The organism is Mycolicibacterium stellerae (genome assembly GCF_003719305.1).
Lineage (GTDB): Bacteria > Actinomycetota > Actinomycetes > Mycobacteriales > Mycobacteriaceae > Mycobacterium > Mycobacterium stellerae.
Map to the genome: position 1 here is coordinate 538997 of NZ_RARC01000001.1, position 25349 is coordinate 564345.

Sequence of the window (25349 nt, forward strand, 5' to 3'; positions counted from 1 at the left end):
CCCGTCCATCACTCGACCGGGATCTCGCTGAACTGACCCTTGAGGTCGGCCCCCTGCCGGGAGCGGTAGATCCGGAAAGCCGCATACCAGGTGAGCGCGAACACGGCCACGGCGATCGTCATGACCTCGGAGAGGTGGTTGTTGGCCCCGTAGGCGGCGTCGATCAGCAGCCGGTAGAAGACGAACACCACGCAGGTCAGCGCCACCACGCCGATCACAGAGATGACCGGGACCTTCCCCACCCGATACGCGATGGGAGACGACTCGAATTCCCGCTTGCGCCGGAACGGGAAAATGATCGCGGCCACGCAGACCCCCATGAACGGGATGCACTGGCCGAGGAAGCCGCCGAGCACAAGGACCGAGCTGGTGAACGCGTACAGGCAGACCCAGACGAAGGCGATCGCCGCCGAGAGCGCCAGCGCCCAAGTCGGGGTGTGGAATTTGGCCGAGACCGATGAGAACCACTTCGGGGCCATCCCGTCGAGCGACCAGGCCAGCATGCTGCGGGTCGCGACGATCAACGAGCTCGCACCGACGAAGAACAGCAGCGAGAGCACCCACAGACTGTTGACCACCGTCAGCACCGGGTTGCCGCCGGCGATGCCGGTGTACAGGTTGACGTACGGCGCCGCGTCGAGCGGGAACTGGTCCGGCGTCACCTGAGTCGAGGCGAGCATGAACGAGCTGCCGAACGCCATCCGGTAGAGGAACATCAGCAGCATCATCGCGCCGCCCATCGTCACGATGGCCAGCGTCATGCCACGCAGCTGGCTGCGCTGCCCGTCCTTGACCTCGCCGCCGAAGCTCACGGACAGAACGGCGAACCAGAGCGAGAAGGCGGGCCACGCCGCGAAGAACGCCGTCTGCGACAGGCTGAAGGGTTGGCTGGTGTCGCCCGCCGCCGCGATGACGTTGTCATAAGCGCCTGCTCCCGCGGCCGCGTCGAAATTGTGGTGGAAGTCGAGCACGCCGGTCGCCGCCAGCGCGAGGGTGATGAACGTGACGAGCAGGCTGGCCGCCGTGACATAGCTGGCCCACCTCTGCACCTTGAAGTACACCCCGGCGCCGCGGTACTGCACGAACGAGAAGAAGCTGATCACCAAAACGCCACCGAGGAAAAGGCCCCACTTGCCTGCGAACCAGTTGCCTGCGTCGATCAGGGTCGCGTTGTGTTCCTGAACGCCCAGTGAGCTGAGCATGGGAGCGATGCCGAATTTGGCAAGGAACGCCCCGTTGACCCCGGTGTAGAAGAGCTGCCAGAAGATCAGCGACATGCTCAACACGATGCCTGCGGCCGGATGCAGGATCCTCGACATGAACACGTAGTCGCCGCCGGAACGCGGGTAGACCATGCTCAGCAGGCCGTAGCAGCCGGCGATGAACAGGCCTGCCACGGTCGCGATCAGGGTGGCCAGTTCCATCGACGCGCCGGGGTAGAACTGCCAGGCGGCGACGATGAAGATGATGTATCCAAGGGCGATCTGTTGCCACCCGTAGAACATCACGTCGTCGGTGCGCACTTGGCGGACCAGACCCGAACTGGCGCGGGTGAAGACCCCGGCCGTGGTCGGGACTCCAGTGTTGACGGTCGGTGCAGCACTCATGGCTATCAGCCCCTTACCAGGCTCGTGTTGACAAGGCCGTGTCGTTCGTCGAGATCGATGAGCAGGCCGCCCAGGATCCCCTCGCTGTATTCACTGCCGGGGTTGCCGATCGTCACGCCGCCCAACTCACGGACTCCCCGGGATTCGTGGATGTGCCCGTGCAGGCCGAGCATCGGCTCATACGTCGCGATGGCATCGCGGGTGGCGGTGCTGCCGACCGGCACCATCTGGGGGCCACCGGAAGTGACCACCGCGCGCAGGTCTTCGTCGAGCTTGGGCGCGTAATCCAGCCCCGAAGCGTATGGCGGGACGTGCAGGCTCATGATCGTCTTGCCGGGGTCGGCGACCCGGGTCATCACCTCGTCGATCCGTCGGCCGAGGTCCTCCTCGGACACGTCGCGCGGACACGCCCACGGCGTGATGTTGCCGTAGCCCATGCCCATCATCTGGAAGCCGCCGTCAAGATCGATGACCGTCCCGTTCGGGTCCTCGATCACGCTCGAGCGGCTGAGCATGTCATCGACGTCGAAGTAGTCGTCGTTGGCACCGCTGATCAGCACCCGCACACCGGTTCCGCCCAGCCGGTCCTCGGCCATGTCGATCCAGCGCTCGACACGCTTGAGGATCAACGAACGGAAGAGGTCGTCGATCTTGTCTTGATCAGCTGAATAGGACTCGAACTCGTCGGGGGTGGTCAGCCACGCGTACTCACCGGCGTCACCGATCATCGTGAGCAGGTTGTCGAGCTGCGGACCCGAGCTGACCTTGCGCTCGATACCGGCAAAGCGGGCCTTGTACTTGCCGCGCTTGGTCTCGATCACCGGGACGATGAACTTCCCGGTGATGTCGCCGCCGATCACGATCGTGTCGCACTCGTAGTGCTTAGGGGTGGCGAGGAACTTCTTCCAGCATCGCTCGCTCCCGTGGATATCGGTGCAGAAGTACATGCGCACGTTGGGCGCCTCCAGAGGCAACAGGTCGGATCGTCGAACACGACCGAACGTATGGGCCGGTTGTTTCCAGCTGAATAAATACCCGTGTCGATAACGTATCGAATTGGACGGAATTGAGCTGTGAGTAGTATCAATTTACGGAGCGGAGTGATTGCAAATCGATGCAGTATCGATTTGGCTGACAAACAAGGCGGAGGCAGCTGTGAGTGAGGACCTGATGAACCCGGTGGTCGGCGCCGGCACGGTCGAATACGAGTGGATGACCTGGCCCGAGATCGCCGCGGCCGCCGCCGCGGACGTCCCGATCGTGATCGCCATCGGTGCAACCGAACAGCACGGTCCGCACCTGCCCGTGAGCGCCGACTGGGTCGTCCCTCAGGCACTGCTGCGCCTGGCCGCGGCGCAGCGCCCCTTCATCGTCGGGCCGCCGCTGCGGCTCGGTTACCGCTCGCGCCCGGCCAGCGGCGGCGGTCAACAGTTTCCCGGCACCCTCTCGCTCCGGGCGACGACGTTCATCGCGATGATCGAGGACTTACTCGAGGAATTGATTCGCACCGGATTCCGCCGGATCGTGCTGTACAGCTGGCACTTCGAGAACGCGAACTTCGTGTACGAACCGGCCTACCTGGTGTCGGGGCGCTTCCCCGATGTGAAGATCGTCGTCGTCGAGAACGGCATGCCCGACTTCAAGCCCGCCGATCTCGACGTGCTGTTCCCCGACGGCTTCCCCGGCCTCGCCCTCGAGCACGCCGCGGTCATCGAGACGTCGCTGTTCGAATACCTCCGCCCCGCCACGGTCCGGATGGACCGCATCGTCGACGACGCCCCCGCCCGCAACGTGCCTTGGGACGTGCTGCCGATAGACCCCAGGATGTCGACCCCCACGGGCGTGCTGGCGTCGGCGACGCAGGCCAGTGTGTCCAAGGGCAAACTGCTGACCGACCGGATCGTCGAGCACATCATCGAGATCCTGGACACCGAGTTCGAAATGGCTGACCACACTCCGCCTTTGGAGATGCTGCTCACCACCGACGAGGCGCGCTAATGGCCGGCGCGGCCCTGGTAACCGGGGGCGCAAGCGGCATCGGCCGTGCCACCGCTTACGCGCTCGCGGCGCGCGGCTACCAAGTCGCCATCGATCACCTCGGTCGCGAAACCGAGGCCAAGCAGGTGGCCAGCGACATCGGTGGGATCGCGTATGAAGCCGACGTCTCCGACATCGCCGCGGTCGACGAACTGGCCGCCGCCGTCGAGTCCGACCTCGGTCCCATCGAGGTCGCGGTGGCATGCGCGGGCTTCGATGTCGACCTACCACTCGAGGAGGTGACGCCGGAGTTGTGGCACAGCAGCCTCGGGGTCATCCTCGGCGGCTGCGTGAACGTGATCGCCGCGGTCGGGCCGCGGATGCGGGCTCGTCGCAGCGGCTCGATCGTGGGTATCTCGTCGGAACTGGCGCTGCTCGGCGACGAGAACCACGTGCCGTATGTGACCGCGAAGTCGGCGATGCTCGGCCTGGTTCGCTCGATCGCCCGCGAGTACGGCCCTGACCAGGTTCGGGTCAACATCATCTGCCCGGGCCCGACCGACACCGAGATGCTCACGCCGCGGTGGCGCGGCGAGGACTACCGGCAAAGCATTCCCCTGCAACGGTTCGGCACCCCAGAGGAGCTGGCCCGCGCGATCGTCGACGTCGCCGAGTGGACCTGGCTGACCGGCCAGGTTATCTCGCCCAACGGCGGGGTGGTGATCCAGTGACCGCGAAAGTCGCCCTGGTGACCGGTGCGGCCGGGGGCATCGGGCGCGAGATCGTTCGCGCGCTCGCCACGGCGGGTTGGACGGTCGCCGCGACCGATCTGGCTGAGGCCGGCGAGATTGCCGACGCCGAGCTGACGATCTCGGCCGACCTGTGCGGGCGGGACAACTGCCGGTCGGTCGTGGACGCGGTGCTCGCGCGGTTCGGACGGCTGGACCTGCTAGTCAACAACGCCGCGACGATGACGGTCGTCGAACCGACTGTGGACACGATGTCGTTGTGGTGGCGCGACATCGAGGTCAACCTGACCGCGCCCCTTTGGCTGACTCAGGCGGCGGCCGCACCGCTGCGGGAGACCGCCGGTCAGGTCGTCAACCTCAGTAGCATCTCGGCGCTGCGGGGCGAGGCCGGCTTCAGCGCCTACGCGGCGAGCAAGGCGGGGCTGCTCGGAATGACGCGGTCGCTGGCGCGCGAACTCGCCCCGATGATCCGGGTGAACGCGATCGCACCGGGGCCCACCGAAACCGAGCAGCTTCTCCGCGACGCCGAGTTCCACGGCGTGGGACTCGAGGAGCTGCATCGCCACTACACCGCAGGCATGCCGACCGGACGGCTGGTACAGCCCGCCGAGGTAGCCGACGTGGTCGTATTCCTCGCTGGTGCCAAATCGTTCACTGGAGAGTGCGTGCAGATCAACGGCGGGATGCTGATGTCGTGAGACGATCGCGCGGGAAGCACGCCGGGCACCGGGGGTCGCGGGAGGGACGGAATCGCAATGGCGCACGACACTGAACAAACCCGGGCCGGGCCAACGACCGACGACGACGGTCGCCGCGGCCACATCATGGTCGTCGCCGCCAGGCTGTTCCGCGAGCGCGGGTACCTCAACACGACCATGACCGAGATCGCGCGCGAGTGTGGACTGGGCCAGTCGTCGCTGTACTACTGGTTCCGCCAGAAGGAGGACATCCTGCTTGGGCTGCTCGCGTTGAACCGCGTCTCGCTCGACTTCGCCGAACAGGTTGTCGCCGAGACTGGTTCACCCGCGGTGCGGCTATTACGGCTGCTGCGCCTCGACATGCTCGAGCTGTGCTCGTCGTCGGTCGACATCTGCGAAGTCGAGGTGTTGGCCGAGCAGCAGCCCGCCGTGTTCGCCGAGTTCTGGGCCGACACCGCGGCCCTACACGGGCACATCGGCACACTCATCAGTGACGGCATCGCATGCGGCGAGTTCATTGAGTGCGATCCCGAGTTCGTCGCACTCAACATCTGCGCCGCCGAAGAGGGCGTGCAACGGCGGTACCGCAACTCGGCCGCACACGCCCCTGGCGGGAACAGCCCGTTCCGGCACCAGGATTACTCCCGCGAGCATGTCGCCAGCGAGCTCGCGGCGATCCTCGTGCGGGGGTTGCTGCGGGACCCGACGACGTTGCCGAACCTCATCGCGGCGGCGGCCGCCCACCACGATGTCGCGCCATCCACATCGTCGGCGTCGGCGCCGACCGGCAGGTGAACTCCGAGACACACATCGCGGCACTGCGCCGCGGCTGGTACCCGGTGGCCCGCGCCGTCGACCTTCACCGTCCTCAGAAGGCGACGTTGCTCGGCCGACGCCTGGTCGCGTTCAGCACTGCCGACGGGCAACCGCGGGTTCTGCCCGACCGGTGCCAGCACCGCGGCGGGACGCTCCACCGTGGCGCGGTCGTCGACGACGCAATCGAGTGCCCGTACCACGGGTGGAGGTGGCGCGGCGCCGACGGGCAGTGTGTCTTCATCCCGTCCAACGGTTCCTCCGCCCCCATCCCGAAAACAGCCGTCATCGGCTCCTTTCCCGCCGTGGAGCGCTACGGCCTTGTGTGGACGTGCATCGGCGATGCCCTGACCGACCCGCCCGACCTACCTGAACTCGAGCCACTCGGAATGACCTACGTAGCAGGCGAACCGGTCGACGTCGAGGCCGGGATTCTCGCCGCGATGGAGAGCTTCCTTGATGTCGCGGGCTCCCGTCTCATTGGTTGCGGGACGAGGGGCGCGGTGGCGCAACAAGTTTCGAAGTTCGAATACCGCTTCGTAATGCCGGGCATCACCACGGTGCTGTTCGATCACGGGGCCGGCGGCAAGCAGGTCGTGATGCAGGCGATTTGCCCGACGGGCCCAACTGGGTGCCGGATCTTCCTCGTCTCTGGAACTACGGCTGGCTTCGCCGCGTTCGATCCGGCCGCAACGCTGGCCGCCGAGATGCAGATCCCGCACGAGAACTTGTCCACGGGTCCTCGCCGACCTGCGGACTTGTCGACTGCCGATCGCACGCGCCTAGGGTGAAAAAATGACGATAGATTTCGACTACAAAGGCGTGCCCCACACCTTGGATCCATGGAGCGCTTCGCAGGATCGCTACGACTCCATGGTCTACCGCCGGGTCGGCAATTCGGGGCTGATCCTGCCCGCGATCTCGCTGGGGCTCTGGTACAACTTCGGCGACAACCGCCCCTTCGACATTCAGCGCGAGGTGCTGCGGCACGCGTTCGACCACGGCATCACGCACTTCGACCTCGCCAACAACTACGGACCGCCGTACGGCTCTGCCGAAGAGAACTTCGGCAGGATGATGCGAAGCGACTTCAGGCCTTATCGGCATGAGCTGACCATCTCGAGCAAGGCCGGGTGGGACATGTGGCCGGGCCCGAACGGTCAACTGGGCTCCCGCGGCTACCTGCTCTCGAGCCTCGAGGACTCCCTGCGCCGGCTCTCGATCGACTACGTCGACATCTTCTATTCGCACCGGTTCGACCCCGCAACGCCCCTCGAGGAGACCATCGGCGCACTGGCCACCGCGGTTCAGCTGGGCCACGCCCGCTACGTCGGCATCTCGTCCTACTCCGCCGAACACACCGCCGAAGCGAAGGAGATCGCTGATCGCGCCGGCATCCCACTCGTCATCCACCAGCCGTCGTACAGCCTGCTGAATCGATGGATCGAATCGGGCCTCACCGAGCAGCTTCGCTCGGCCGGCATGGGCGCGATCTCGTTCACGGCGCTCGCGCAGGGCCTGCTCACCGACCGGTACGCGACCGAAGACGCCGCCGACATCGACCGGGCCACCTCTCGCCCCACCTTTGCCGATGACGCGGTCACAGACGAGGTTCTCGCGAAGATTCGCGGGCTCAAGACCATCGCTGCGGCGCGTGGGCAATCGCTCGCACAGATGGCACTGGCCTGGGTGCTGCGCGACCCGGTCGTCGCATCGACACTCATCGGCGCGTCGAGCGTCGCTCAGCTCGACGAGAACCTGGGTGCCCTCGACAACCTGGACTTCTCCGATGACGAGCTGAGGTCGATCGACGAGTACGCCACGGAGGCAGGGATCGACCTCTGGCGTGAATCGTCAGACCTCTGATTATTTCGCACGGCACTGAACTGCAGTGAAGCTCGGTGGCCAGGGTCGGGATCGAACCGGCGATCTGGGGCTTCGGTGAGTGAGTTGTCACTCCGGCGGACCGTTCGGCGGGGAGATCACCACACGTGTCTACGCCCGGCCGATCGGACTTTCGGCTGACCATCGTCTGCCCCGAATCCCGATGCACGCCGACCCGCTCTGCGTTGCTCACATGCGGCACACGGTCCGGTCCGGCAACTACAGCGCGCCGCTCGGCGTGTCGGATCATCGCGCCGCGGTTCGAGAGTGTCCAGTCTCAACGGCTCTTGCACGTTAGGGATGGATAAAAGCCTGTCGATCGTCGCCCGCATCTTGAAACTGTTGATTGGCTGTGAGTTGGCAGGGTTAATCCTGTTGGCTAACGCCTAAATTCGTAGGGTTGCGCGTCGCAGTCGACCGTCAACGCACACACCATCGAAAACGGCACCCAGCCCTACCGACTACGCATCAGCAAGACCGGACGCCCTCGGAGCCGCAAACCTGCGTAAGACGCTTTATCAGAGAGAAATCATCGGTCCCCGGGACGCAGGCGCCGGCGGATTAGCGTTCGAGTGTGAACACCACATCGTAGAGACCGGGGTGCGCCTCACCGAGTGATGAGTTGCGATCGAGGAACCCGGCATCGCGCAAATGCTTGATCACCAACAATGCCGAGTCAATGCCATCGCTTTGCGCATAGTTGACAACCCGACTGCCGTCGTGGCTTCGATGCAAACTTGCCGAGACCCACCCAGGTGTCGCGCTCGCAAATTGCGCCGCTTCACTGAGCAAGTCAATCAGCGCTTGCTGGCCGCCATCTGGCACCGTGAAAGTGTTGATTTGAGTGACGATTCCGGCGGCCGTCCGAATGATAGGCATACATGCCCTTTCGATAAGGGTGTATCCGACCGAGGGCTGGACGAGCCAAGCTTCGCGCGCCAAGCCGCCGATGCACACACACCAGTTGCTTGTCGCGGGTCCGCCGCAGCGGTACGGAGCTTCCTCACAGAAGAGAGCGGGCTTACCAGTGCCGCTCCAGGTCCTTTTCGACATCCCGAGTGTATCGGTGGCGCTCGTTTTGCGTCGCATGCGTTGGCACGCCTCGAAACAAGGCTAACCGCGCGTACCCGGAAGCCCACGGCCCTGCGGGCCTGTGACACACCTGGAGCGCCGCTACGCGGGGCCAAAATTCATGACGATCGTCTGGGGCGGAAAGGTTGACAAAACCCACTCAGTCTCGGCCGGCGCTGCTATAGCCAGTCACGGCCCTGTCGGGCGTAAAGCTCGGATGCGGTAACCGTTCATATTGGCCCCATCGTCCGGCTCAATTCGAAGGATCAACCTTCAACGAAAGCGAACATTCGCCCTTTCCCATCTGGCATGACCTAGATGCTGAGCAAGTGCGCGCGTTCAGCCCGTCACTCGCCGATAAGGTTGCATGTGACACCCACAACCTAGGATCGACGCGCAGACTGCCGAGGGATGGTCGATTGCCAGGAACTCTTGACCAGTCTCCATGCTGCACGGAGCCTCGGCCGGGGTCAGGTAGGCGAGATATCGTCGTCTCAGGCGAGGAACCCACTCGGAACCGGAGGTTGGCGGGATGCTCAGTGACCCCGCTGAGGACGACGTCCCATCGAACAACCTTGCCGCGGAACTGTTAAACCGCTCGTTCGGCGACGGCGCCAATGTCGGCTTGTGGCCCGGCATGACGATCTACCGGTACATCGAACCGACGGTGCCGAAATGGGATGAGATTCAATCACTCTCGGTATGCATCGTCGCACAGGGCCGAAAGGCCGTCACCGCCGATGGCCATCACTACGTCTACGACCAATACCAATATCTGGTGCTCAGAAGCAACTTGCACTTTCAGTCGCAGATCCTGGACGCAACGCCAGACAAACCGTTCCTCGCCTTCGTGCTGCAAATTGACCCGGCGGTGGTCCGTAAGGTCTCGGCGGAGATGGTCGGTCGGCGCGGGGTCGCAGACCACCCAACAGCGCCAACCGAGAGTCAGGACCAGAGCGTCGTGTCCGAACTCGACGACGAGCTCATGAGCGCCGTCCTTCGCTTCATGAGGTCCCTCACGGCGGATTCTGACCGGCGGGTACTTGCTCCGCTGTACCTGCAGGAACTGGTGTACCGCATCTTGCAGCGTGACCGGTTCTCCAAACTGCTCTTGATCGCCGGCCAGCAGGACGACGGGAATTCCATTGCAGCGGCATTGAACTACATCAACGCACACCTGTCCGAGCCACTGACGGTCGAGATCCTTGCCGGGCAGGTGAACCTCAGTTCGTCAGCGTTCTCGCGAAGGTTTCGCGAACTGACCGACAAATCGCCCTATCAGTTCGTCAAGGAGACCCGACTGGAGCGGGCGCGCGAACTGCTACTCGAACGCCGACTGGGAGTCGGAGACATATCCGTCGCAGTCGGATACGCAAGCCAGTCGCACTTCACGAAGGAATTCCGGGCGCGCTTCGGGACCAACCCGGGCGAGTACGCCGACGCAGATGGACTGAGCCGCGATCTGCACGCCGCTCGCTGATGATGGAGTCGGAATGGGCATGAGTCGAGCGGAAATGGGCTAGCACACCCCCAACGCTCGGGGTTGACTGCAGGGGTACGGAAAGTAGTTCACGTCCAATCAATTCACCGGGGTTAGCCTCGGGTTCTCAGCCTTGTCAGGAGTCTTCAATGCCGCTAGCTCGTATCGACCTCATCGAGGGAAAGTCCGCGGAATATCGACGTACCATCGCCGATGTCGTCTACGACAAGATGATCGAATGCCTTGGCGTGCCCGAGGATCGATTCCAAACCATCAGTGAACACAAGGCGGAGAACTTCCTCTTCGACGCCGATTATCTCGGCATCTACCGATCCGAGAACTGCATCTTCATCCAACTGATCTTCCTCGACGTCGCGACCCCGGAGCAGAAGGGCACGTTCTACGAGGCTGTCGTGGACGAGTTGCAGGAGAAGCTGCAGGTGCGGCCCGAGGACGTCTTCTTCAACCTCATGACGGTTCAGCCCGCGGACTGGTCCATGGGACTGGGGGTGGCGACCTACGTCAGGGGGGTGCCAGCCGACCGTCTCGACCCAAACTCCATCCCGCACTGACGATTGCAGCTTCGGTTCCTTGCAGAGCCAACGTCGAGGGGCCGCCGTCTCCGTCCGACCTAGTCGGACCATCGCTGGCAGATGAACACAACACAACCCTCGACTGGCGCCGGCAGTTGCCCGGAGCTGTCCCCACCCGAAGGACGCCATCATGGCAACTCCAGCAACGACATTGAAGAAGGTGCTGATCACCGGAGCCGGAACTGGCTTCGGATACGAGGTGGCAATGCGACTGGCCGAGAAGGGTTTCGACGTGGTGGCCGCCGTCGAGATCTACGGCCAGGTGCAGACCCTGAAACGACAAGCCGACGAGCGTGGGGTGACCCTGCAGGTCGAAAAGCTCGACGTCACCGTTGACGGCGACCGCCGCAAGGCCTGGGACTGGGGCATCGAGATTCTCGTCAACAACGCCGGCGTCGGTGAAGGCGGCTCCACGGTGGACATTCCGGGAGACAACATCCGGCACCAGTTCGAGGTCAACGTCACCGGACCGCTGCTGCTGACCCAGGGCATCGCCAAGCAGATGGCCAAGCGTGGATCGGGACGCATCATTTGGGTGTCCTCCCGCGAAGGGCTCAACGTCAACCCCTTTACCGGCATTTACTCCGCCTCCAAGCACGCCGTAGAGGCCATTGCCGAGAGCATGAAGGACGAGCTGCAAGAGTTCGGCGTGGAAGTGGCGACCATGAACCCGGGCCCGTTTCTGACCGGCTTCAACGACCGCATCTTCCAAACCTGGCAGAGCTGGGAAGACGACCCGGAACACCGTTTGTTCGACTATGCAAAACTCGCCTTTCCTCGGGCGCAGTTCAACCCCGAGCCCGTCTACGCGACGCTGACATCGCTGGCTGCCGGTGAGATCGACACGTACCGCAACCTAGAGCCCACGTCGATGATCGAGGAGACCAAGAACCTCATCGAGGCCCCATGGAGCAAGAAGACCACCGACGGGCTCGGCACCCGCAACGACGGCATCCAGAAGTCCTTCGACATGACACCAGAGCAACTGCGCGATGACCAAGACCCGATCCCCGCACCTTGACCGCGGCATGTCGCCGGGCTGGCCCGAGCGCGTCATCGCCACGGACTCTCCGAGGTCAACATCGACCAGCTCAAGGCCACCCAGAGCGTCATTCCGATCGTCTCGGTGCAGATCCGTTCGACCGCTCCGCCGAGGCACTGGTGGATGAAGCACACGCCCAGGGCGTTGCGTTCATCCCGTGGTTCGCCCTCCCGCGCGGGTCCGCTGGCAGCCACCGACAACGCTGCCCATCCCGCGGACCTCCCAGGCGAGTCACCTCGAACAGAGAGTACCGGTGTTCTGAATCACGTTGTGTGACAGTGACTATCGCCGCCAAAAACCTTGCCGCAGAACCGGGTGGACTCAAGCAACAACCCCAATGAGATAGGAGAATGAGATGAACGAGGAACCTGGTGTTGGTCTGGACGTCCTGCTCGACAGAGCGGTAAACAAGGGAACGGGATTCTCCGCAGACGAGCGGTCCGACCTACACCTCGAAGGCTTGTTACCTGCTGCAGTCGACTCGCTGGACCTGCAAGTCGAACGCGCACTTGCCCATCTCGCGGCCAAGCCGACCGACTTGGAGCAGTACATCTATCTCCAAGAGCTGTGCGACCGCAACTCGACGCTCTTCTATGCGCTGCTGATGAGCGACCCCGCACGCTTCATCCCGATCGTCTATGACCCCACCATCGCCGATGCCTGCCTCACCTACGGCCACATCTATCGCCGGCCCCAAGGGATGTATCTGACCAAGAAGATGAAGGGACGGTTCGCCCGGGTACTGGCCAACTGGCCAACACGGGACATCCGGTTCATCTGCGTCACCTCCGGCGGGCGCATCCTGGGTCTCGGCGACATCGGGGCCAACGGCGCCCCCATCCCGATCGGCAAGCTCCAGCTCTACACAGCGTGCGCCGCGGTGCCGCCGCAGTACCTGCTGCCGGTTCATTTCGACATCGGGACCACCAACGCCGCGCTCCGTGCCGACCCGCTCTACACCGGGCTCCGCGACACACCCCCATCCGACGATGACCTCGACGCGCTGGTAGACGAGTTCATGGACGCTGCCAACGAGGTCTTCCCCGGCGTGTGTGTGCATTTCGAAGATTGGAAGGGCACCGACGCAATCCGGCTGCTCGCGCGCTACCAAAACAAATACCTCGTCTATAACGACGACATCCAGGGCACGGCCAGCGTCACCATCGCCGGACTCACAACGGCGCTTCAAATCAAGAACGAGAAGCTGGCCGATCAGAAGATTCTGTTTACCGGCGCAGGATCCGCGGCAATCGGCATCGCCAACATGATCGTGGAAGCGATGATCGACGAAGGATCATCACAGGACGACGCTCGCGGACGCATCGCCATGTACGACGTCGACGGGTTCCTCGACGCCACACGAGATGACCTCAGCCCTTCTCAAAAGGTCTATGCCAAAGACTTACCCGCGACCCAGAGCCTGGCCGAGGCGGTGACGTCGTTCCAGCCGACAGCGCTCATCGGTGTCAGCACGACCCAGGGCCTGTTTACTGAGCAGGTGATCAAGGGGGTCGGCTCGAACACCGACCGCCCGATCATCTTTCCGCTGTCCAACCCTACCGACAAGGCGGAGTGCACCGCACAGCAGGCCTACGAATGGACCGACGGTAAAGCGCTGTTCGCAGCTGGCGTGCAGTTCCCCGATGTCACCTACAACGGCAAGACCTTCCACCCAGGCCAAGCCAACAACTTCTACATCTTTCCGGCATTCGGTCTGGCCATCTATGCGACCAAGCCCAAACGCATCGACGACAAAATGTGGATTGCCGGCGCACGCGGGTCAGCAGACCAAATCGACCAGGCATCGCGCGACGAAGGGATGCTCTTTCCCGACCAGGACGAGGTCCTCGAGGTCGAAATCACCACGGCCACGCGCATCGCGGAGCACATCTTCGATCGCGGCCTCGCGACCGTCGACCGACCCGACGACATCCGCGCCTGGATAAAGAGCCTGACCTACACCCCCACCTACTGACGCCAGCCCCGACCCCGGCGACCTTCCCCCAGACTCACACCCCGCGAGGCCAGGAGTATCAGATGGCTGACAGCAAGACCAAAGACACTGCCAAACACGAGACGATCAAGGACGTGCCCATTGGGATCGACGCGACCGGGCAGCGCAAAGAATTCGACTCCATGGGTGACGTCGAAGTACCCGCCGACCGGTATTGGGGCGCCCAAACGCAGCGCTCGCTGCAGCACTTCTCGATCGGCGACGACCACATGCCCAAGGCGGTGTACCACGCCTACGGCTATGTCAAAAAGGCAGCCGCGCTCGTCAACGCCAAAGCAGGCCGACTCGAGCACTGGCGTGCCGATGCGATCCTCAGGGCGGCCGATGAGGTGATCGCCGGCAAGCTCGACGAACACTTCCCTCTCTACGTGTGGCAGACGGGGTCAGGCACGCAGTCAAACATGAACCTCAACGAGGTCATCGCCAATCGAGCCATTCAGCTGCTTGGCGGCACGTTGGGCACACAGGCGCCGATCCACCCCAACGACCACGTCAACATGGGCCAGTCGTCCAACGACAGCTTTCCCACCGCCATGCACATCGCGACGGTGTTCGCGCTCACCGAGCACATGCTGCCCGCACTGGACCGCTTCGCCACCGCGATCGAAGCCAAGGCCAACCAATGGATGGACGTAGTCAAAACCGGCCGCACCCATTTACAGGACGCGGTGCCGCTCACGGTCGGCCAAGAGTGGTCGGGCTACGCCGCCCAGGTGCGCGACGCAATGGAGAACGTGCGTCGGTCGCTGGACGGGCTGTACCGCCTCGCGTGCGGCGGTACCGCAGTAGGCACAGGGCTCAACGCTCCGGACGGCTTCTCGGTCGACATTGCCAAGGTGATCGCGGAACTCACCGAAAAGCCATTCGTCACAGCACCCAACAAGTTCGCGGCGCAAGGCTCGCTCGACGCGATGGTCGCGGCGATGGCGGCGGTGCGCGGTGTCGCGGTGGCGCTCATGAAGATTGCCAATGACATGCGCTGGCTCGCCTCGGGTCCGCGCTGCGGGTTGGGCGAACTGCTGCTCCCGCAGAACGAGCCGGGCAGCTCGATCATGCCGGGCAAGGTCAACCCGACCCAGTGCGAGGCGATGGTGATGGTCTGCATCCAGGTCATCGGCGAAGACAACGCCGTCGGCTTCGCCGGCAGCCAAGGCAACTTCGAGCTCAACGCGATGCGCCCCATCATCATCAACAATGCGCTGCACTCGATCCGCATCATCGGGGACATGTGCGACAAGATGCGCAGCTACACCATCGAGGGCACCGAACTCAACCGCACGCGCATCGACGCCTCTGTAGGCGAATCGCTGATGCTGGTCACCGCGCTTACCCCCGTGATCGGCTACAACAACGCCGCGCAGATCGCCGAGGCGGCCAACGCCAACGGTTCGACTCTCAAAGAGGCGGCACTGAAATCGGGCGCCGTTGACGAGAAGACATTCGAAGACGTGGTCGACCCACGCAAGCTAGTCGGAGAGGGAGTACAGGGGGCCTAGATTCCGTGCGGCGTCGGCGATGTCGTCGTCCTCGGCGGTGAGCGTGGTGTGCACGGTTTCGATCTAACGTTCGGCGCGCCGAAGAGCGTCTCACTGGTTCGGGCCCTGCGGACCGACGATGTGGCTGGCGGGATTGACCGCCGTCGCCTATCAGCACGTGACGTCACGCTGCGGAGACCCGGGAGGGCTGGGGGGGTACTACTCCGAGCGCGAGACCCGCACGCCGGTGTGGCTGTTGGCCGGCGACACTCACACCATATCGCGGCTGATCGGCCTGACTGATGCTCAGCGCGCCGGAGGGGAGGTTGATGCGGAGGTCGTGGCGCGCTGGCTCGACGAGGGGATCGTTCCGAGCGGTGCGCATGGGCGCGCGTTCCCACCCTTCCGCGCCAGATCCTTTGCGGGCACGTTCGGCGGTTTGGGCGGTGTCGATGTAGTAGTTGATCGACCACCGCTTTAACTTGGCGATCGTCAACACCGTTCTCACCTGCCTGGAGCTGGCGTCTTGACCGCACACATCTACGCCGATCTGTATGACGACGAGCTTGACGACGTCGCATCCGCACTCGACGCCCTTGACGACACTCGCGGGGACCTTCCGTGAGGAACCGTGGCGGACGCCCGAAGGTTTTGGCCGGATATTGGCTGGATGAATTCGACGACGAAGAGCCCGAGCTCTACAACTCTGCGGTCTTTCATGACGCTGAACAGCGCCGATACTGAGTGGCCAGGGCCGGGATCGAACCGGCGACCTTCCGCTTTTCAGGCGGACGCTCATACCAACTGAGCTACCTGGCCCGACGGCACCGCTGTGCCTCGCCGCCGTGGCGACCCTGACGGGACTCGAACCCGCGACCTCCGCCGTGACAGGGCGGCGCGCTAACCAACTGCGCCACAGGGCCTTGCTCGTACATCCTGCTCCGCGAAATCGCGAAGCGGGTACCCCCTACGGGATTCGAACCCGCGCTACCGCCTTGAAAGGGCGGCGTCCTAGGCCGCTAGACGAAGGGGGCCAGCCGAATCTCTCCGGGGTACTCGCAGCGCCATGACGCTGGGAGCCTCGATAGCTTAGGGTACCGGGTGCCGAATGCTCAAACGAGATGCCCGTCCCGAGGCAGTATCCTTTCTTCGGTCAAGTTCCACCCTGCCCCTATAGCTCAGTTGGTAGAGCTACGGACTTTTAATCCGCAGGTCCCAGGTTCGAGCCCTGGTGGGGGCACAAAGCAGACGTCCAGTTCAGGCGCACCTTTTGGACCAGGCGCAGCGCGCTGCCAGACAACCCGACACACATTTTGTCGGTGGTTTGTCGTCAGTCACCTGACTTACGCCGCGTTCGGCTGCCGACAGCAACACCGTGACAGCGGCACGGTCCGACGATGCGCGGGACTACGCTTCGCACCCAACTCCGTCGTCGTTTGAATCAAGGCCGTAGATATCGTCGCCGTCGACAGACACAGGGCCATCCACATACTCCGGACCGTTACCGTCACCGCTGGCACAGTCGACATCGCTGGCAATGGGAACGCAGGCACCTGAGTAGTTGGGATCGCAGTCGGAGCTTTGCCTTAGCGGCACATGTGGATCCGTGATGGCTATGCCGCCCGGAACAGCGTTGGCCAGCGGACTGAATGCGATGGCCACCGTAAACCCAATTGTCAGCATTGACAATCTCCTCATGGCGGCAAAGCGTATCTGAGTCGGTGCCGCCTGTTGGCGGGTTTGCTCCAAGCCACCTACACACTCGACGCCGGTACCCAACCCGTGCGGTGCCCACCCCGGCGGGAATCCTCCAAAACGGCGAGCTACCGCCAATAGGCGATCTGGTGACAGGTGGTGCACTCAGCAGTACTGTGGTCCTCGTGCCGCTGACACCGGCACCAGGGCGCAGGAAACTGTGCGCAGGCGCGAGGCAGCCCTTCGGGAGGCATGCGCGAGTCTGCATATTCCAGTGCGTTTAGTCACGGCCCTTCGGGAGGCACGCGCGAGAACGCGGTTCACCTTTCACCGCACGGTGCAAGAGGTGTCCGTTTTTCGCACCGAAGGGATAGCAATGTCTATCGACAACGACACTCGCGACGATCACCCCCGCCTATCGATGGCGAAACAAGCACTGGAGCGACTACTTGAGGCGGCCGAGCCCCCAACGGCACGCAATTGGCACGCATCTAGTACGGCGGTAGTCGCGCTTAATGTGAGCAAGAAGGCCGACGGCACCCTCCTTGAGGAATTGGTGGGCTTCGCGATCCCCGCAAGTGCGACGCTCGTGCTTGGGCTGCGAACTGAAAATGACTGGCTCATTACGGAACAGAACGAAGCCGTCTGGATGGTGGCAGCCTGCGAGGTATGTGAGTTTCAGGCGACCGACTATGACGGCCTTGCTCACCATGTCATGGAGATGCACCCCGGAAACTACGCGGTGACGTGCGCATCCTGCGATATCAAGATTGTGGGGGCGAGCGCGGTTGTCGATCATTTCAACCAACTCCACTCGGATGCCTTGGACTTGGCCCAGATGCTCGCTGAGAAATCGCTGATCTAGCACCTTCAGCCAGAACGGTTTTCGGGCGTCCTGCGGTCCGAATCGCGGTTCGATTCCGCGACTGGCCCTACTCGCGCTCTGCGAGCGTTCGCACCTTGACAACTACACAGTGCCCCCCGGCATCCAGCGGGAGCTCAGATAGCACTGGACCGCCAGGTGCAGGATGGGACACCCAGCGGTCCAGTCAGCGATCCCTGCGCGCCATGCCGATGACTGTGGACAGGTTTCGCTGCGTGACAACGCGTGAAGCTGGGTACGGACTTCGCGTGTTGCCAAGTATCAAGTTGTGTCACTAACACGCAGGACGGCGGGCTGCCGCTATTGGTGGGGAAACACCCTTGGCCCGACAAACCCTGCCGCCTGCGTCCTCGCGGCGCTAGTACCTACGAAGTACGTTCACACGTGACGATGAACTTGAGCGCCGAAAGTCATTGTGTTGCTAGCGCTTCCTTCGCTGCCGTGCGGAGCTCTTGGCGCGACGGCCGCCCTTGCCGGGACCGCGCCTGGCCTGCCGGGTGAACTTTCGTTGCGCCGTCGCTTGCTTCCTGGTGGCCACGGTCCTACCTCCGGTTCATGCCGATGATCGGGTCGCAGTCCGGCGTAGTGCCCCGGTATCGGCCGCCTTCGGCATATGGCTTTCCGCGGACCGATGATGGCTCGATTCCCGCTCCCCAGCTGAACTCGGACGCATCGGGTTCCGCGTTGGGATCAAGCGGGTAGCGGAGGCCGGCATCGTTGGCGCCGGATATGTTCGCGCCGGAACTGGTACCGCTGCTAGTCATCTAATGAACCTGCCTGTGAGGTTAGGTTGGCCTGCTGCTCACTACCGCTCGCAGCTTGCGTAAGAGTTGCGTTGGCCCGCGCTATCGCCACAATCACATCGGCGAGATTGCGACTGAGCCATTCAGATGCGTTCATGTGTCAGCCGCCGGTCACATCGGGATCGAAGGCGCGACGTAGCTGCCGGTCGCCTTGATTTGAGTTACAACAGCTGCGCCACGGTGCCGAGTGCCCACACCGATGCAGCGCGCCCAGAAGCTGTCTTGCAGTGGGTAACCGGGCCGCACGCCAGGAATGGTCCGCATGCCACGATACGACGCGTTGGTGTGTTCGCGAACGCTCACAGCGTTGTTCGGGCTGTTGGCACCGTTAGTCGCCACGACCATCAGGTACTTGGCCGGAATGTACTGGCTGCGCACAATCCACAGCGGGCCATAGCTGCCGTCAATCTTTAGCCCTGAGTACTCCGCTGGCGCGACGTCGCCAACGATCTCGTTGGGCGTGTAGTACGCGGGTGCACCTTGGGACGGGATGAAGTCGTGCTTAGCGATCACGGTGTTGTTGTTCTCGACGTTAGCCCGGAAAGCCGAGACCTCATCGGCCTCTACCGGGTTCATAAATGCAATCAGACGGCTGCCGGGGTCAACGCCGTAACCGTGCTCTTGCACGTGGGTTATCGCAGCCTCCAGGTCTCCGCTGTCGATATCGGTGCTGCCGCTTACCAGGTAATGCGTGTGCGTGTCGTCAAAGGACTTAACGAGATACGTCGGTGGCACCATGCCGTCAGCGCTCCACAGTGGGTAGCAGGTGTGGCCGAACTCGTTTGTCTGCGGTGTCGGGTTGAACAGACGGTTGACGATGAGTCCGTTGACCAACTTGTTGTCGGCTGCCACCGCGTAGTTGGTCACGGCACGAATCTGTTCAGCTGTGCTGTCTCGCATGAATTTCCACGTGAAGCGACCCGCTTTGTCGTAGTCGATCAACGTATTGCCTAGCAAGATAGCGTTGCTCGGAGCGCGCAGGCTCTCCGGCTCACCGAACTCCGAGGCAACTTCAAAGCTCTCGTCGGCAATACTCTGCGGCACAGCATCGGCGGCGTTGATCGTGTAGTGGCTTAGCAAGCTAGCCACAGCTCCACGCTCGCCATTCCAAGCGGTGAGTACGGCCTGCACTTCGGCCCACAGCGCATTGACATCGACGCCGTCAGCGGTGGTGTTGACCAGAACATCGCCTTCGGTGTTGATACCGAGTCCTTCAGCACCAAACGGCGGGAGAGCCAAAAGCGACTGCAAGTCAGTCGGATTGAATCGGGGTTGTGTGTAAATCGCATTCACGTTGCGAGCCTTTCGTTCTCGCTACCTTTCGGTAGTCCGTTGAAAACACCAGGCTCGCAACGCGGCGCGGGACTGAAAGAAGCGTCACCGCGCTGCGCTAGGTGCCGACATTGTGCCCCGCTGATGTAGGTACACAACGCCGTAACGGCTCTCCACCGCCTGCAGGCCATCATACCCCGGCCCGCGCAGGGCGTGTCTGCGGAATCGCTTGGGGCGCAGCGCGACTCGGCTATCATCGGCTGCGGGCAGCCAGCGCGGAAAGGCGGCAACAAATGACTGCAGTAAAGGCAATTCGGCCGTTCCTGAACATCAAGCAGGCCGCGGAATATCTGCAAGAGATGGGCTTTGACTCCTGCACGACAGATACGATCCGCTACCTGGCATACGAAAAGGGCTTGCTGCCCCGACCAAAGATTGTCGGTGGGCGTGCCTACTGGAGCCGCGCCGATCTAGACCAGTTCGTGGCGGACTTGTGAGCGATCTAGTGAGCCAGCATCTTCCTACCGCAGACATCTTCGCGGTGCAGCTGCACAGTGAAGGGCCGCAGTGTCTTGGAAGAGTCACGGTTCGGTGCCCCTACTGTTCGCAGCTGCACGCACACCGAGTCTTTGTTAACGACACAGTCGAATTCACGCGCACAGCACCTTGCTCGACAGATGGCAGTGTGCAGCGGTATCGCGTGGACCTCAAAGGCGAGGGAGGCGACGACAACGCCATTGATTATCCAGCACTCAGTTGGGAGGAATAGCTATGACTATCGACAAAACCAGGTGGCAGGAGTTCAACCAATTGCTGTCACAGAAGGGGCTACCTGCGGTCCTGCTCGATAGCGCCACTACCGCAGCCGCCGAGGAGATGGACGAGATCCTTGCCGGACCTGAGGGGTACTTTGACGCCCATCCCATCACGCGGGCCATCAGCGACGAAATGATCAAGTGCTGTCGTCAAGGCGACGTTGACTACGACACACGTTGGAGTGTCGACTTCGACGAGTCCAGGCCAGAAACGATGGCGCGCTACTACGCACTCGCCTACGCCAGCACCACACTGATACCGCTGGATGACCTCACCCAGTGGGAACTGGTTGCCGACACTCTGTTTCCGGATCCCAGATGCGATGTGCACCTCCTGCACGACTGTTACCGACTGCGGGATCGTGGTGAGTATCTGCGCGCAGAGACGGTCTCCATGAAACGCGGCGAAATCATCTGCCTGTTCAACATCTGCGATATGTGCCTGGAGTCGTTGAGGTGGATCACCTTCAAGAGCCCGGAGTACGGAGGCCCACACCCTTGGACGGACGAGGGCAAGCGCGGCGACGACCCCTCCGCGCTGTGATGATTGACGACCAGATCATCCGCCTGCACAGTCAGGGGTTCGCTACTGGCGCTATCGCAATCCGGCTGGGCGTGGATAGCAGCGCGGTACGACGTGTTGTCCGTACGCATCTGAAAGCGGTAGCCGAAGCATCCAAGCCGCACTACAACGGCATCTCGGCCGAAGAGAAGAAGCGCAGGCAGAAGGTCGAGGCCAAGGTTGCCAGAGCTCAAGCCGCCGTCCAAAAAGCTGAGCGACAACTGCGGGAATTAGACGCACACTAGCGTTTCCGCGCCGAACGGATCACGTCTCGCGATTCTGTCGCAATGGGTGGTGTAGGCAGTACAAAATTGTATCGGGCATTTCCGCAAGTCAGAGCGCTGTCGGTCAATTCGGTTGGGGGACACCGGCGTTCGTGTCCGGCACAATTGGGGTACCCGCTGCACCCCACGTGGCGGTCTTTCCTGACGCGAAGGAAGGACTTGGCACAATGCCTGTTCTGCGAATCGACCAGCAGTACTTCGACGCTACCGAAACGGCCCTCATTGCGCGCGAGATGGGCTTGAAGCGAGTCTCTGAGCGCACCGTGCGGGAGGCCGCTTATTACGGCGATAGGCCGTTGAAGCGCACCAAGATTGGTGGGCGCGTGTACTTCGCACTAAGCGACATTGAGAACTGGATCGCTGGCTGCAAAGTGTCGGACTGATGAGTCCCATAGAGCTGCCTGACGTTACCGGCCTGGACGTATTCGATGCGGCAGTCGAGTACGCAGCCAGCGGCGTCCCGGTTGCACCCTTTGACCCGTCCAAGGGCAAGGGCAAGTCCTGCTGGAACCTCGTTGGATACCGCGATGTCACCACCGAAGGTGCGCAGCTGCTCCGTTGGCGAGAACAGTTTGGTTCGTTTCAAGCTCTCGCTACATCTCCCGGCCAGTTCGGCTGTGTCGTGCTCGATGTGGACAGGCCACCTGCCGTTCCTAAGCAGCTGCGGTCGCTGTTAGATACAGCTCCCTACGTCAACACCAGACCCGAAAGCCCGAAGCGCGGGCACTACTGGTTCGTGCTGCCGAAGGGGCTTCAGCTTGGTAATCCGACATTGGGTTTCGGGGAGGTCCGGTGTGTTGGCGGCGGGATCGTCTTGCCTCCCTACGGGGACCGTCGGGTAGTACGGCCAGGTGTGCCATTAGCACTACCCGACGAGCTCGCCAGCGCGATAGACACACATGATGTTTCCGCAGGTGCCGGGAGGGTGGACCTGGGATGGTTCTTCGACACCTACACCGAAGCGAAGTACCCGCACAAGCTGCGCGGGCTGCAAGCTCTGCACTGCAAGGTAACCAGTCGCCAAAGCCCACACGACGCTATGCGGACAGCACTGAACGTCGGGTTCGGTGAGGCCGTCATCGGGTACGTGGATGCCCGCAGCGTTTACGACACATTGCTTGCTCTGTGGGATAGCGACAGATCGCGTTCCGAGTTCGACCGCTTGGCTTCTTCGTGCGCTGGCTACGTGCTGGCAGATAGTCCTGAGGCCATCAAGCGCCGCAGCGACCGTTGCACCGGTACCGACTCGCGGGATTTCATCGGCGGCTACAAGGTTGGCCGGCAATGTGCGGTGTCCGGAAGTGGCGCCGCTGAATCAAACGCCGGTAGGGCGAGAGACACGAAACCAACTACTTCTCAATGACACAAAGACCGCCCAATTGCTTGACGGTACAAGGGGCGGCCTGAGTGCGAACGAAAGTGACTGCAATGTTAGCAGATTGGGCGGATGATCCCGGCCGAGACGGCCCGCAGGCGGTGCGTCGTCTCAGCGGCGTCACGCCTACTTCGGTCAAGTGGCTTTGGTACGGATGGCTACCACTTGGCAAAGTGTCCATCCTTGAGGGTGACTCCGACGTCGGTAAGTCGACCGTGACGCTTTCGTGGGCTGCCATTGTGTCGCAGGGTAAGCCTTGGCCCACGTCCGTTGTCGGCACCAAACACGTTGACTCCATATCGGATCCCGCCGATGTTGTCCTTGTCGGTATCGAGGACGACGAAGATGACACCGTTGTGCCACGTCTAATGGCTGCTGGCGCAGATCTGGAACGTATTGCGACCCTGAATAGACCTGTGGACGAGTGGGGCGACCCTAAACCGTTCACCATTCCCGATGACATCGATTGGCTGCGGCAAGGCATTGTCGAAACCGGCGCGAAGCTTGTAGTGATCGATCCAATCTCGGCCTGTATGCCCGAGAACGTCAAACACGGCGTCGACACGTCTATTCGCCGGGTGCTCATGCACCTGGTCGAACTTGCGCGTGAAACACAATGTGCCATCTTGCTTGTCCGTCACTTCAATAAGGCCGCTGGTATGAGTGCCAAGCACCGCGGAGGCGGCAGTGTCGCTTATTCCGCATTGGTGCGCAGCGTCATCAGTGCCGCACCGCTGTTGCATCCAACCGACGAAGGCGCAACGTATGCTCTCGCGAGGGCAATCGGAAACCTCTCCAAGGCACCATCTTCCATCGGTTACTCGCTGGACAGCAGTGCGGACAACGAAGAGGTGCCCGAAGTCACATGGCGCGGCACAGTTGACGTGACCGCAGACCAGCTCATCGGCGCAGACGGTGCCAAAGTGGCCGATGCGCGTAAGACGGCCCCATTGCGCGAGGCCGCCAAAGTGGCGCTGAAAGAGCTACTGAGCCATGGCCCTTTGCCGTCGGACGAAGCCATCGAGAAGACTCAGCTTGCCAGCGGTGCCGGTAAAGGCACTGTGCAAAGTGCGGCCAAAGATCTGGCCGTTATCAAGATCTCTCACTACGGCGACAGTGGCGCCATCTCGCATTGGACGTGGGAGCTGCCGCCCGGGTTGCAACGTGTGAAGCAGGCTGGCGATGTCGAATTCTGATCAGTTCCTATGGGATTGGGCTGCCGTGCCGGGCGGAGGCGCACTACCCGGAAACGCCGTGACCTGCATAGATGTCACTCGCCCTAACCTCCCGAAAACGGTGGCATCTAGTGGCATTTAGGTCTGACCTGCATAGATGTCACTAGACCCCACTAGATAGCACTAGAACGCATCAATCCTCGGGGTAAGAGCCGCAACTGCACATAAGGAGCGCAGACAATGCCAGACAAAGACAACGTGATCGACGTCGAAGCTGTCGAAATTGAAGGCAGCGATCATCTTCCGGCTGTTATCCCGCGGCAAGCTAGTCGTGCAGAAGGCACCCATGAACACGGGGAACCAATGCGCAAGTGGTCAGAGGAATGGTGGGCTGCGCAGTCTGCCTCTACGCAAGCGCGCAGGTGCCGAGCGCACAGCAGCCGCACCGGCGAACCTTGCAAGAACCTAGCGTTACAGGGCGGTACTGCCTGCAGATACCACGGTGGTGCCGCTCCGCACGTAAAGGCAGCTGCCAGAGCGAGACTGGATAACGCGGCCGAAGTGATGGCCAAACAACTACTCGGGCTAGCGCTTACAGCCGAGAGCGAAGGTGTGCAGCTGGCTGCCGTCAAGGATGCACTAGACCGCACTATCGGCAAGGCACCGACCACAGTGGAGATAGGCCCGACCAAACCGTACGAAGAAGTGCTTGAAGGTATCAGCACAATGACCCGCGCTGAATCTCGTAGAGCTCGAGGCGTTCCCGATTCTGGCGGTGAGTCATCCTCCCCGGCATCAGCGGAAGCACTATTCGGCGATGAGATCGCAGCTGGCGAGAACGCTCAGGCATATTCACCGCCTGCGCAACCACGAGAGCCTGAGCCGTCTGATTCCGACCGCGAGCGCAGCGCACAACGGCGGCAACCGCCACGCTCGCAGGTGCAGCACGTGACAGGTGAGGCAGCGATGCGGCTAGCTAACGAGGCGAACCGGGCTATCGGTGCGATGCCTGATCAGCTGGCGCTTGAGAGCCGTCACAAGCGCTACCCGCGTCCATAGAGGTCAGAAGTACAGACAGGCGC

25 protein-coding genes, 4 tRNA genes and 1 pseudogene are annotated in these 25349 nt (G+C 62.5%); 21 read left to right on the forward strand and 9 right to left on the reverse strand.

The window, feature by feature from the left end; genetic code table 11:
* Positions 1 to 8 precede the first annotated feature (8 nt).
* Positions 9 to 1607, reverse strand: a complete 1599-nt coding sequence (locus D6M19_RS02610; RefSeq protein ID WP_123023559.1) for an APC family permease — start codon at positions 1605 to 1607, stop codon at positions 9 to 11.
* 5 nt (positions 1608 to 1612) lie between these two features.
* Positions 1613 to 2581, reverse strand: a complete 969-nt coding sequence (locus D6M19_RS02615; protein WP_164478300.1) for a metallophosphoesterase family protein — start codon at positions 2579 to 2581, stop codon at positions 1613 to 1615.
* A gap of 181 nt (positions 2582 to 2762) precedes the next feature.
* On the opposite strand from D6M19_RS02615, the gene D6M19_RS02620 reads away from it, so the two are divergent.
* From D6M19_RS02620 to D6M19_RS02645, 6 genes are read left to right on the forward strand one after another with little or no spacing between them, the layout of a single operon-like run.
* Positions 2763 to 3605, forward strand: coding sequence for a creatininase (locus tag D6M19_RS02620; protein WP_234834657.1), 843 nt, complete (start codon positions 2763 to 2765; stop codon positions 3603 to 3605).
* Entirely contained in the window at positions 3605 to 4315 is a 711-nt protein-coding gene (locus D6M19_RS02625) for an SDR family NAD(P)-dependent oxidoreductase (RefSeq protein WP_123023561.1), read from the forward strand. Before D6M19_RS02620 ends, D6M19_RS02625 begins: the two co-directional genes overlap by 1 nt.
* Positions 4312 to 5031 carry an SDR family NAD(P)-dependent oxidoreductase gene (locus D6M19_RS02630; RefSeq protein ID WP_164478301.1) on the forward strand — a complete coding sequence of 240 codons (720 nt, stop codon included), beginning with the start codon at positions 4312 to 4314 and terminating at the stop codon, positions 5029 to 5031. Before D6M19_RS02625 ends, D6M19_RS02630 begins: the two co-directional genes overlap by 4 nt.
* Positions 5032 to 5088: 57 nt before the next feature.
* Positions 5089 to 5826, forward strand: coding sequence for a TetR/AcrR family transcriptional regulator (locus D6M19_RS02635; RefSeq protein WP_123023563.1), 738 nt, complete (start codon positions 5089 to 5091; stop codon positions 5824 to 5826).
* The gene (locus D6M19_RS02640) at positions 5823 to 6635 is read left to right on the forward strand and encodes a Rieske 2Fe-2S domain-containing protein (protein ID WP_164478302.1); all 813 of its coding nucleotides are present in this window, start codon (positions 5823 to 5825) and stop codon (positions 6633 to 6635) included. The genes D6M19_RS02635 and D6M19_RS02640 overlap by 4 nt, the downstream gene beginning before the upstream one ends.
* 4 nt (positions 6636 to 6639) lie before the next feature.
* Positions 6640 to 7710, forward strand: coding sequence for an aldo/keto reductase (locus tag D6M19_RS02645; RefSeq protein ID WP_123023565.1), 1071 nt, complete (start codon positions 6640 to 6642; stop codon positions 7708 to 7710).
* A 579-nt stretch (positions 7711 to 8289) separates the two neighbouring features.
* Here D6M19_RS02645 and D6M19_RS02650 read toward each other — a convergent pair.
* Positions 8290 to 8607 (reverse strand): antibiotic biosynthesis monooxygenase family protein, encoded by a 318-nt coding sequence (locus D6M19_RS02650; RefSeq protein ID WP_123023566.1) that lies wholly within the window; start codon positions 8605 to 8607, stop codon positions 8290 to 8292.
* A gap of 724 nt (positions 8608 to 9331) precedes the next feature.
* On the opposite strand from D6M19_RS02650, the gene D6M19_RS02655 reads away from it, so the two are divergent.
* The 3 genes from D6M19_RS02655 to D6M19_RS02665 all read left to right on the forward strand — a co-directional run bounded on the left by D6M19_RS02655 (position 9332) and on the right by D6M19_RS02665 (position 11893).
* Positions 9332 to 10279, forward strand: a complete 948-nt coding sequence (locus D6M19_RS02655; protein ID WP_123023567.1) for an AraC family transcriptional regulator — start codon at positions 9332 to 9334, stop codon at positions 10277 to 10279.
* A gap of 149 nt (positions 10280 to 10428) precedes the next feature.
* Positions 10429 to 10851, forward strand: coding sequence for a tautomerase family protein (locus D6M19_RS02660; RefSeq protein WP_123023568.1), 423 nt, complete (start codon positions 10429 to 10431; stop codon positions 10849 to 10851).
* 151 nt (positions 10852 to 11002) lie between these two features.
* Entirely contained in the window at positions 11003 to 11893 is an 891-nt protein-coding gene (locus D6M19_RS02665) for an SDR family oxidoreductase (protein ID WP_123023569.1), read from the forward strand.
* Positions 11894 to 11925: 32 nt separating this feature from the next.
* Here D6M19_RS02665 and D6M19_RS34540 read toward each other — a convergent pair whose 3' ends face one another.
* On the reverse strand, positions 11926 to 12108 hold the full coding sequence (locus D6M19_RS34540; RefSeq protein ID WP_123023570.1) for a hypothetical protein: 183 nt from the start codon (positions 12106 to 12108) through the stop codon (positions 11926 to 11928).
* A gap of 161 nt (positions 12109 to 12269) precedes the next feature.
* Here D6M19_RS34540 and D6M19_RS02675 point away from each other — a divergent pair, with 161 nt between their 5' ends.
* From D6M19_RS02675 to D6M19_RS35395, 4 genes and pseudogenes are all read left to right on the forward strand, one after another.
* Positions 12270 to 13889, forward strand: a complete 1620-nt coding sequence (locus D6M19_RS02675; RefSeq protein ID WP_123023571.1) for an NAD-dependent malic enzyme — start codon at positions 12270 to 12272, stop codon at positions 13887 to 13889.
* Between the two features lie 62 nt (positions 13890 to 13951).
* Positions 13952 to 15424: a class II fumarate hydratase gene (fumC, locus tag D6M19_RS02680; RefSeq protein WP_123023572.1), complete on the forward strand. Its 1473-nt coding sequence runs from the start codon at positions 13952 to 13954 to the stop codon at positions 15422 to 15424.
* A gap of 48 nt (positions 15425 to 15472) precedes the next feature.
* Positions 15473 to 15535, forward strand: a pseudogene (locus D6M19_RS35390) (hypothetical protein); the annotation flags it as partial.
* 7 nt (positions 15536 to 15542) lie between these two features.
* Positions 15543 to 15884 (forward strand): hypothetical protein, encoded by a 342-nt coding sequence (locus D6M19_RS35395; protein ID WP_234834675.1) that lies wholly within the window; start codon positions 15543 to 15545, stop codon positions 15882 to 15884.
* 264 nt (positions 15885 to 16148) lie between these two features.
* On the opposite strand, the gene D6M19_RS02695 is transcribed toward D6M19_RS35395, so the two are convergent.
* From D6M19_RS02695 to D6M19_RS02705, 3 genes are all read right to left on the reverse strand, one after another.
* Positions 16149 to 16222, reverse strand: a tRNA-Phe gene (locus tag D6M19_RS02695).
* 27 nt (positions 16223 to 16249) lie between these two features.
* Positions 16250 to 16326 (reverse strand) — tRNA-Asp (locus D6M19_RS02700).
* Positions 16327 to 16364: 38 nt separating this feature from the next.
* A tRNA-Glu gene (locus D6M19_RS02705) sits at positions 16365 to 16437 on the reverse strand.
* A gap of 133 nt (positions 16438 to 16570) precedes the next feature.
* Here D6M19_RS02705 and D6M19_RS02710 point away from each other — a divergent pair.
* A tRNA-Lys gene (locus D6M19_RS02710) sits at positions 16571 to 16643 on the forward strand.
* Positions 16644 to 17474: 831 nt separating this feature from the next.
* Positions 17475 to 17963: a hypothetical protein gene (locus tag D6M19_RS02720; RefSeq protein ID WP_164478303.1), complete on the forward strand. Its 489-nt coding sequence runs from the start codon at positions 17475 to 17477 to the stop codon at positions 17961 to 17963.
* Between the two features lie 560 nt (positions 17964 to 18523).
* On the opposite strand, the gene D6M19_RS02725 is transcribed toward D6M19_RS02720, so the two are convergent.
* Entirely contained in the window at positions 18524 to 18745 is a 222-nt protein-coding gene (locus D6M19_RS02725; protein WP_123023575.1) for a hypothetical protein, read from the reverse strand.
* Positions 18746 to 18895: 150 nt separating this feature from the next.
* Entirely contained in the window at positions 18896 to 20077 is a 1182-nt protein-coding gene (locus D6M19_RS02730) for a hypothetical protein (RefSeq protein ID WP_123023576.1), read from the reverse strand.
* A gap of 272 nt (positions 20078 to 20349) precedes the next feature.
* On the opposite strand from D6M19_RS02730, the gene D6M19_RS02735 reads away from it, so the two are divergent.
* From D6M19_RS02735 to D6M19_RS02760, 6 genes are all read left to right on the forward strand, one after another.
* Complete coding sequence (locus D6M19_RS02735; protein WP_123023577.1) at positions 20350 to 20553, forward strand: MerR family transcriptional regulator; 204 nt, start codon at positions 20350 to 20352, stop codon at positions 20551 to 20553.
* A gap of 274 nt (positions 20554 to 20827) precedes the next feature.
* Positions 20828 to 21415, forward strand: a complete 588-nt coding sequence (locus D6M19_RS02740) for a hypothetical protein (protein WP_123023578.1) — start codon at positions 20828 to 20830, stop codon at positions 21413 to 21415.
* A complete protein-coding gene (locus tag D6M19_RS02745; RefSeq protein ID WP_206428420.1) occupies positions 21412 to 21678 on the forward strand; it encodes a hypothetical protein in 267 nt (88 codons plus the stop codon). Before D6M19_RS02740 ends, D6M19_RS02745 begins: the two co-directional genes overlap by 4 nt.
* Before the next feature lie 206 nt (positions 21679 to 21884).
* Positions 21885 to 22100 (forward strand): helix-turn-helix domain-containing protein, encoded by a 216-nt coding sequence (locus D6M19_RS02750; protein ID WP_123023668.1) that lies wholly within the window; start codon positions 21885 to 21887, stop codon positions 22098 to 22100.
* Positions 22100 to 23080, forward strand: a complete 981-nt coding sequence (locus D6M19_RS02755) for a bifunctional DNA primase/polymerase (RefSeq protein ID WP_123023580.1) — start codon at positions 22100 to 22102, stop codon at positions 23078 to 23080. The genes D6M19_RS02750 and D6M19_RS02755 overlap by 1 nt, the downstream gene beginning before the upstream one ends.
* 65 nt (positions 23081 to 23145) lie before the next feature.
* Positions 23146 to 24288 (forward strand): AAA family ATPase, encoded by a 1143-nt coding sequence (locus tag D6M19_RS02760; RefSeq protein WP_123023581.1) that lies wholly within the window; start codon positions 23146 to 23148, stop codon positions 24286 to 24288.
* Positions 24289 to 25349 lie beyond the last annotated feature (1061 nt).

Coding starts and splice junctions, on each gene's coding strand:
- D6M19_RS02625 (WP_123023561.1), top strand. CDS start 3,605: ATGGCCGGCGCGGCCCTGGTAACCGGGGGCGCAAGCGGCATCGGCCGT.
- D6M19_RS02660 (WP_123023568.1), top strand. CDS start 10,429: ATGCCGCTAGCTCGTATCGACCTCATCGAGGGAAAGTCCGCGGAATAT.
- D6M19_RS02665 (WP_123023569.1), top strand. CDS start 11,003: ATGGCAACTCCAGCAACGACATTGAAGAAGGTGCTGATCACCGGAGCC.
- D6M19_RS02610 (WP_123023559.1), bottom strand. CDS start 1,607: ATGAGTGCTGCACCGACCGTCAACACTGGAGTCCCGACCACGGCCGGG.
- fumC (WP_123023572.1), top strand. CDS start 13,952: ATGGCTGACAGCAAGACCAAAGACACTGCCAAACACGAGACGATCAAG.
- D6M19_RS02750 (WP_123023668.1), top strand. CDS start 21,885: ATGCCTGTTCTGCGAATCGACCAGCAGTACTTCGACGCTACCGAAACG.
- D6M19_RS02760 (WP_123023581.1), top strand. CDS start 23,146: ATGTTAGCAGATTGGGCGGATGATCCCGGCCGAGACGGCCCGCAGGCG.
- D6M19_RS02635 (WP_123023563.1), top strand. CDS start 5,089: ATGGCGCACGACACTGAACAAACCCGGGCCGGGCCAACGACCGACGAC.
- D6M19_RS35395 (WP_234834675.1), top strand. CDS start 15,543: ATGTGGCTGGCGGGATTGACCGCCGTCGCCTATCAGCACGTGACGTCA.
- D6M19_RS02720 (WP_164478303.1), top strand. CDS start 17,475: ATGTCTATCGACAACGACACTCGCGACGATCACCCCCGCCTATCGATG.
- D6M19_RS02650 (WP_123023566.1), bottom strand. CDS start 8,607: ATGCCTATCATTCGGACGGCCGCCGGAATCGTCACTCAAATCAACACT.
- D6M19_RS02655 (WP_123023567.1), top strand. CDS start 9,332: ATGCTCAGTGACCCCGCTGAGGACGACGTCCCATCGAACAACCTTGCC.
- D6M19_RS02740 (WP_123023578.1), top strand. CDS start 20,828: ATGACTATCGACAAAACCAGGTGGCAGGAGTTCAACCAATTGCTGTCA.
- D6M19_RS02645 (WP_123023565.1), top strand. CDS start 6,640: ATGACGATAGATTTCGACTACAAAGGCGTGCCCCACACCTTGGATCCA.
- D6M19_RS02725 (WP_123023575.1), bottom strand. CDS start 18,745: ATGACTAGCAGCGGTACCAGTTCCGGCGCGAACATATCCGGCGCCAAC.
- D6M19_RS02675 (WP_123023571.1), top strand. CDS start 12,270: ATGAACGAGGAACCTGGTGTTGGTCTGGACGTCCTGCTCGACAGAGCG.
- D6M19_RS02735 (WP_123023577.1), top strand. CDS start 20,350: ATGACTGCAGTAAAGGCAATTCGGCCGTTCCTGAACATCAAGCAGGCC.
- D6M19_RS02755 (WP_123023580.1), top strand. CDS start 22,100: ATGAGTCCCATAGAGCTGCCTGACGTTACCGGCCTGGACGTATTCGAT.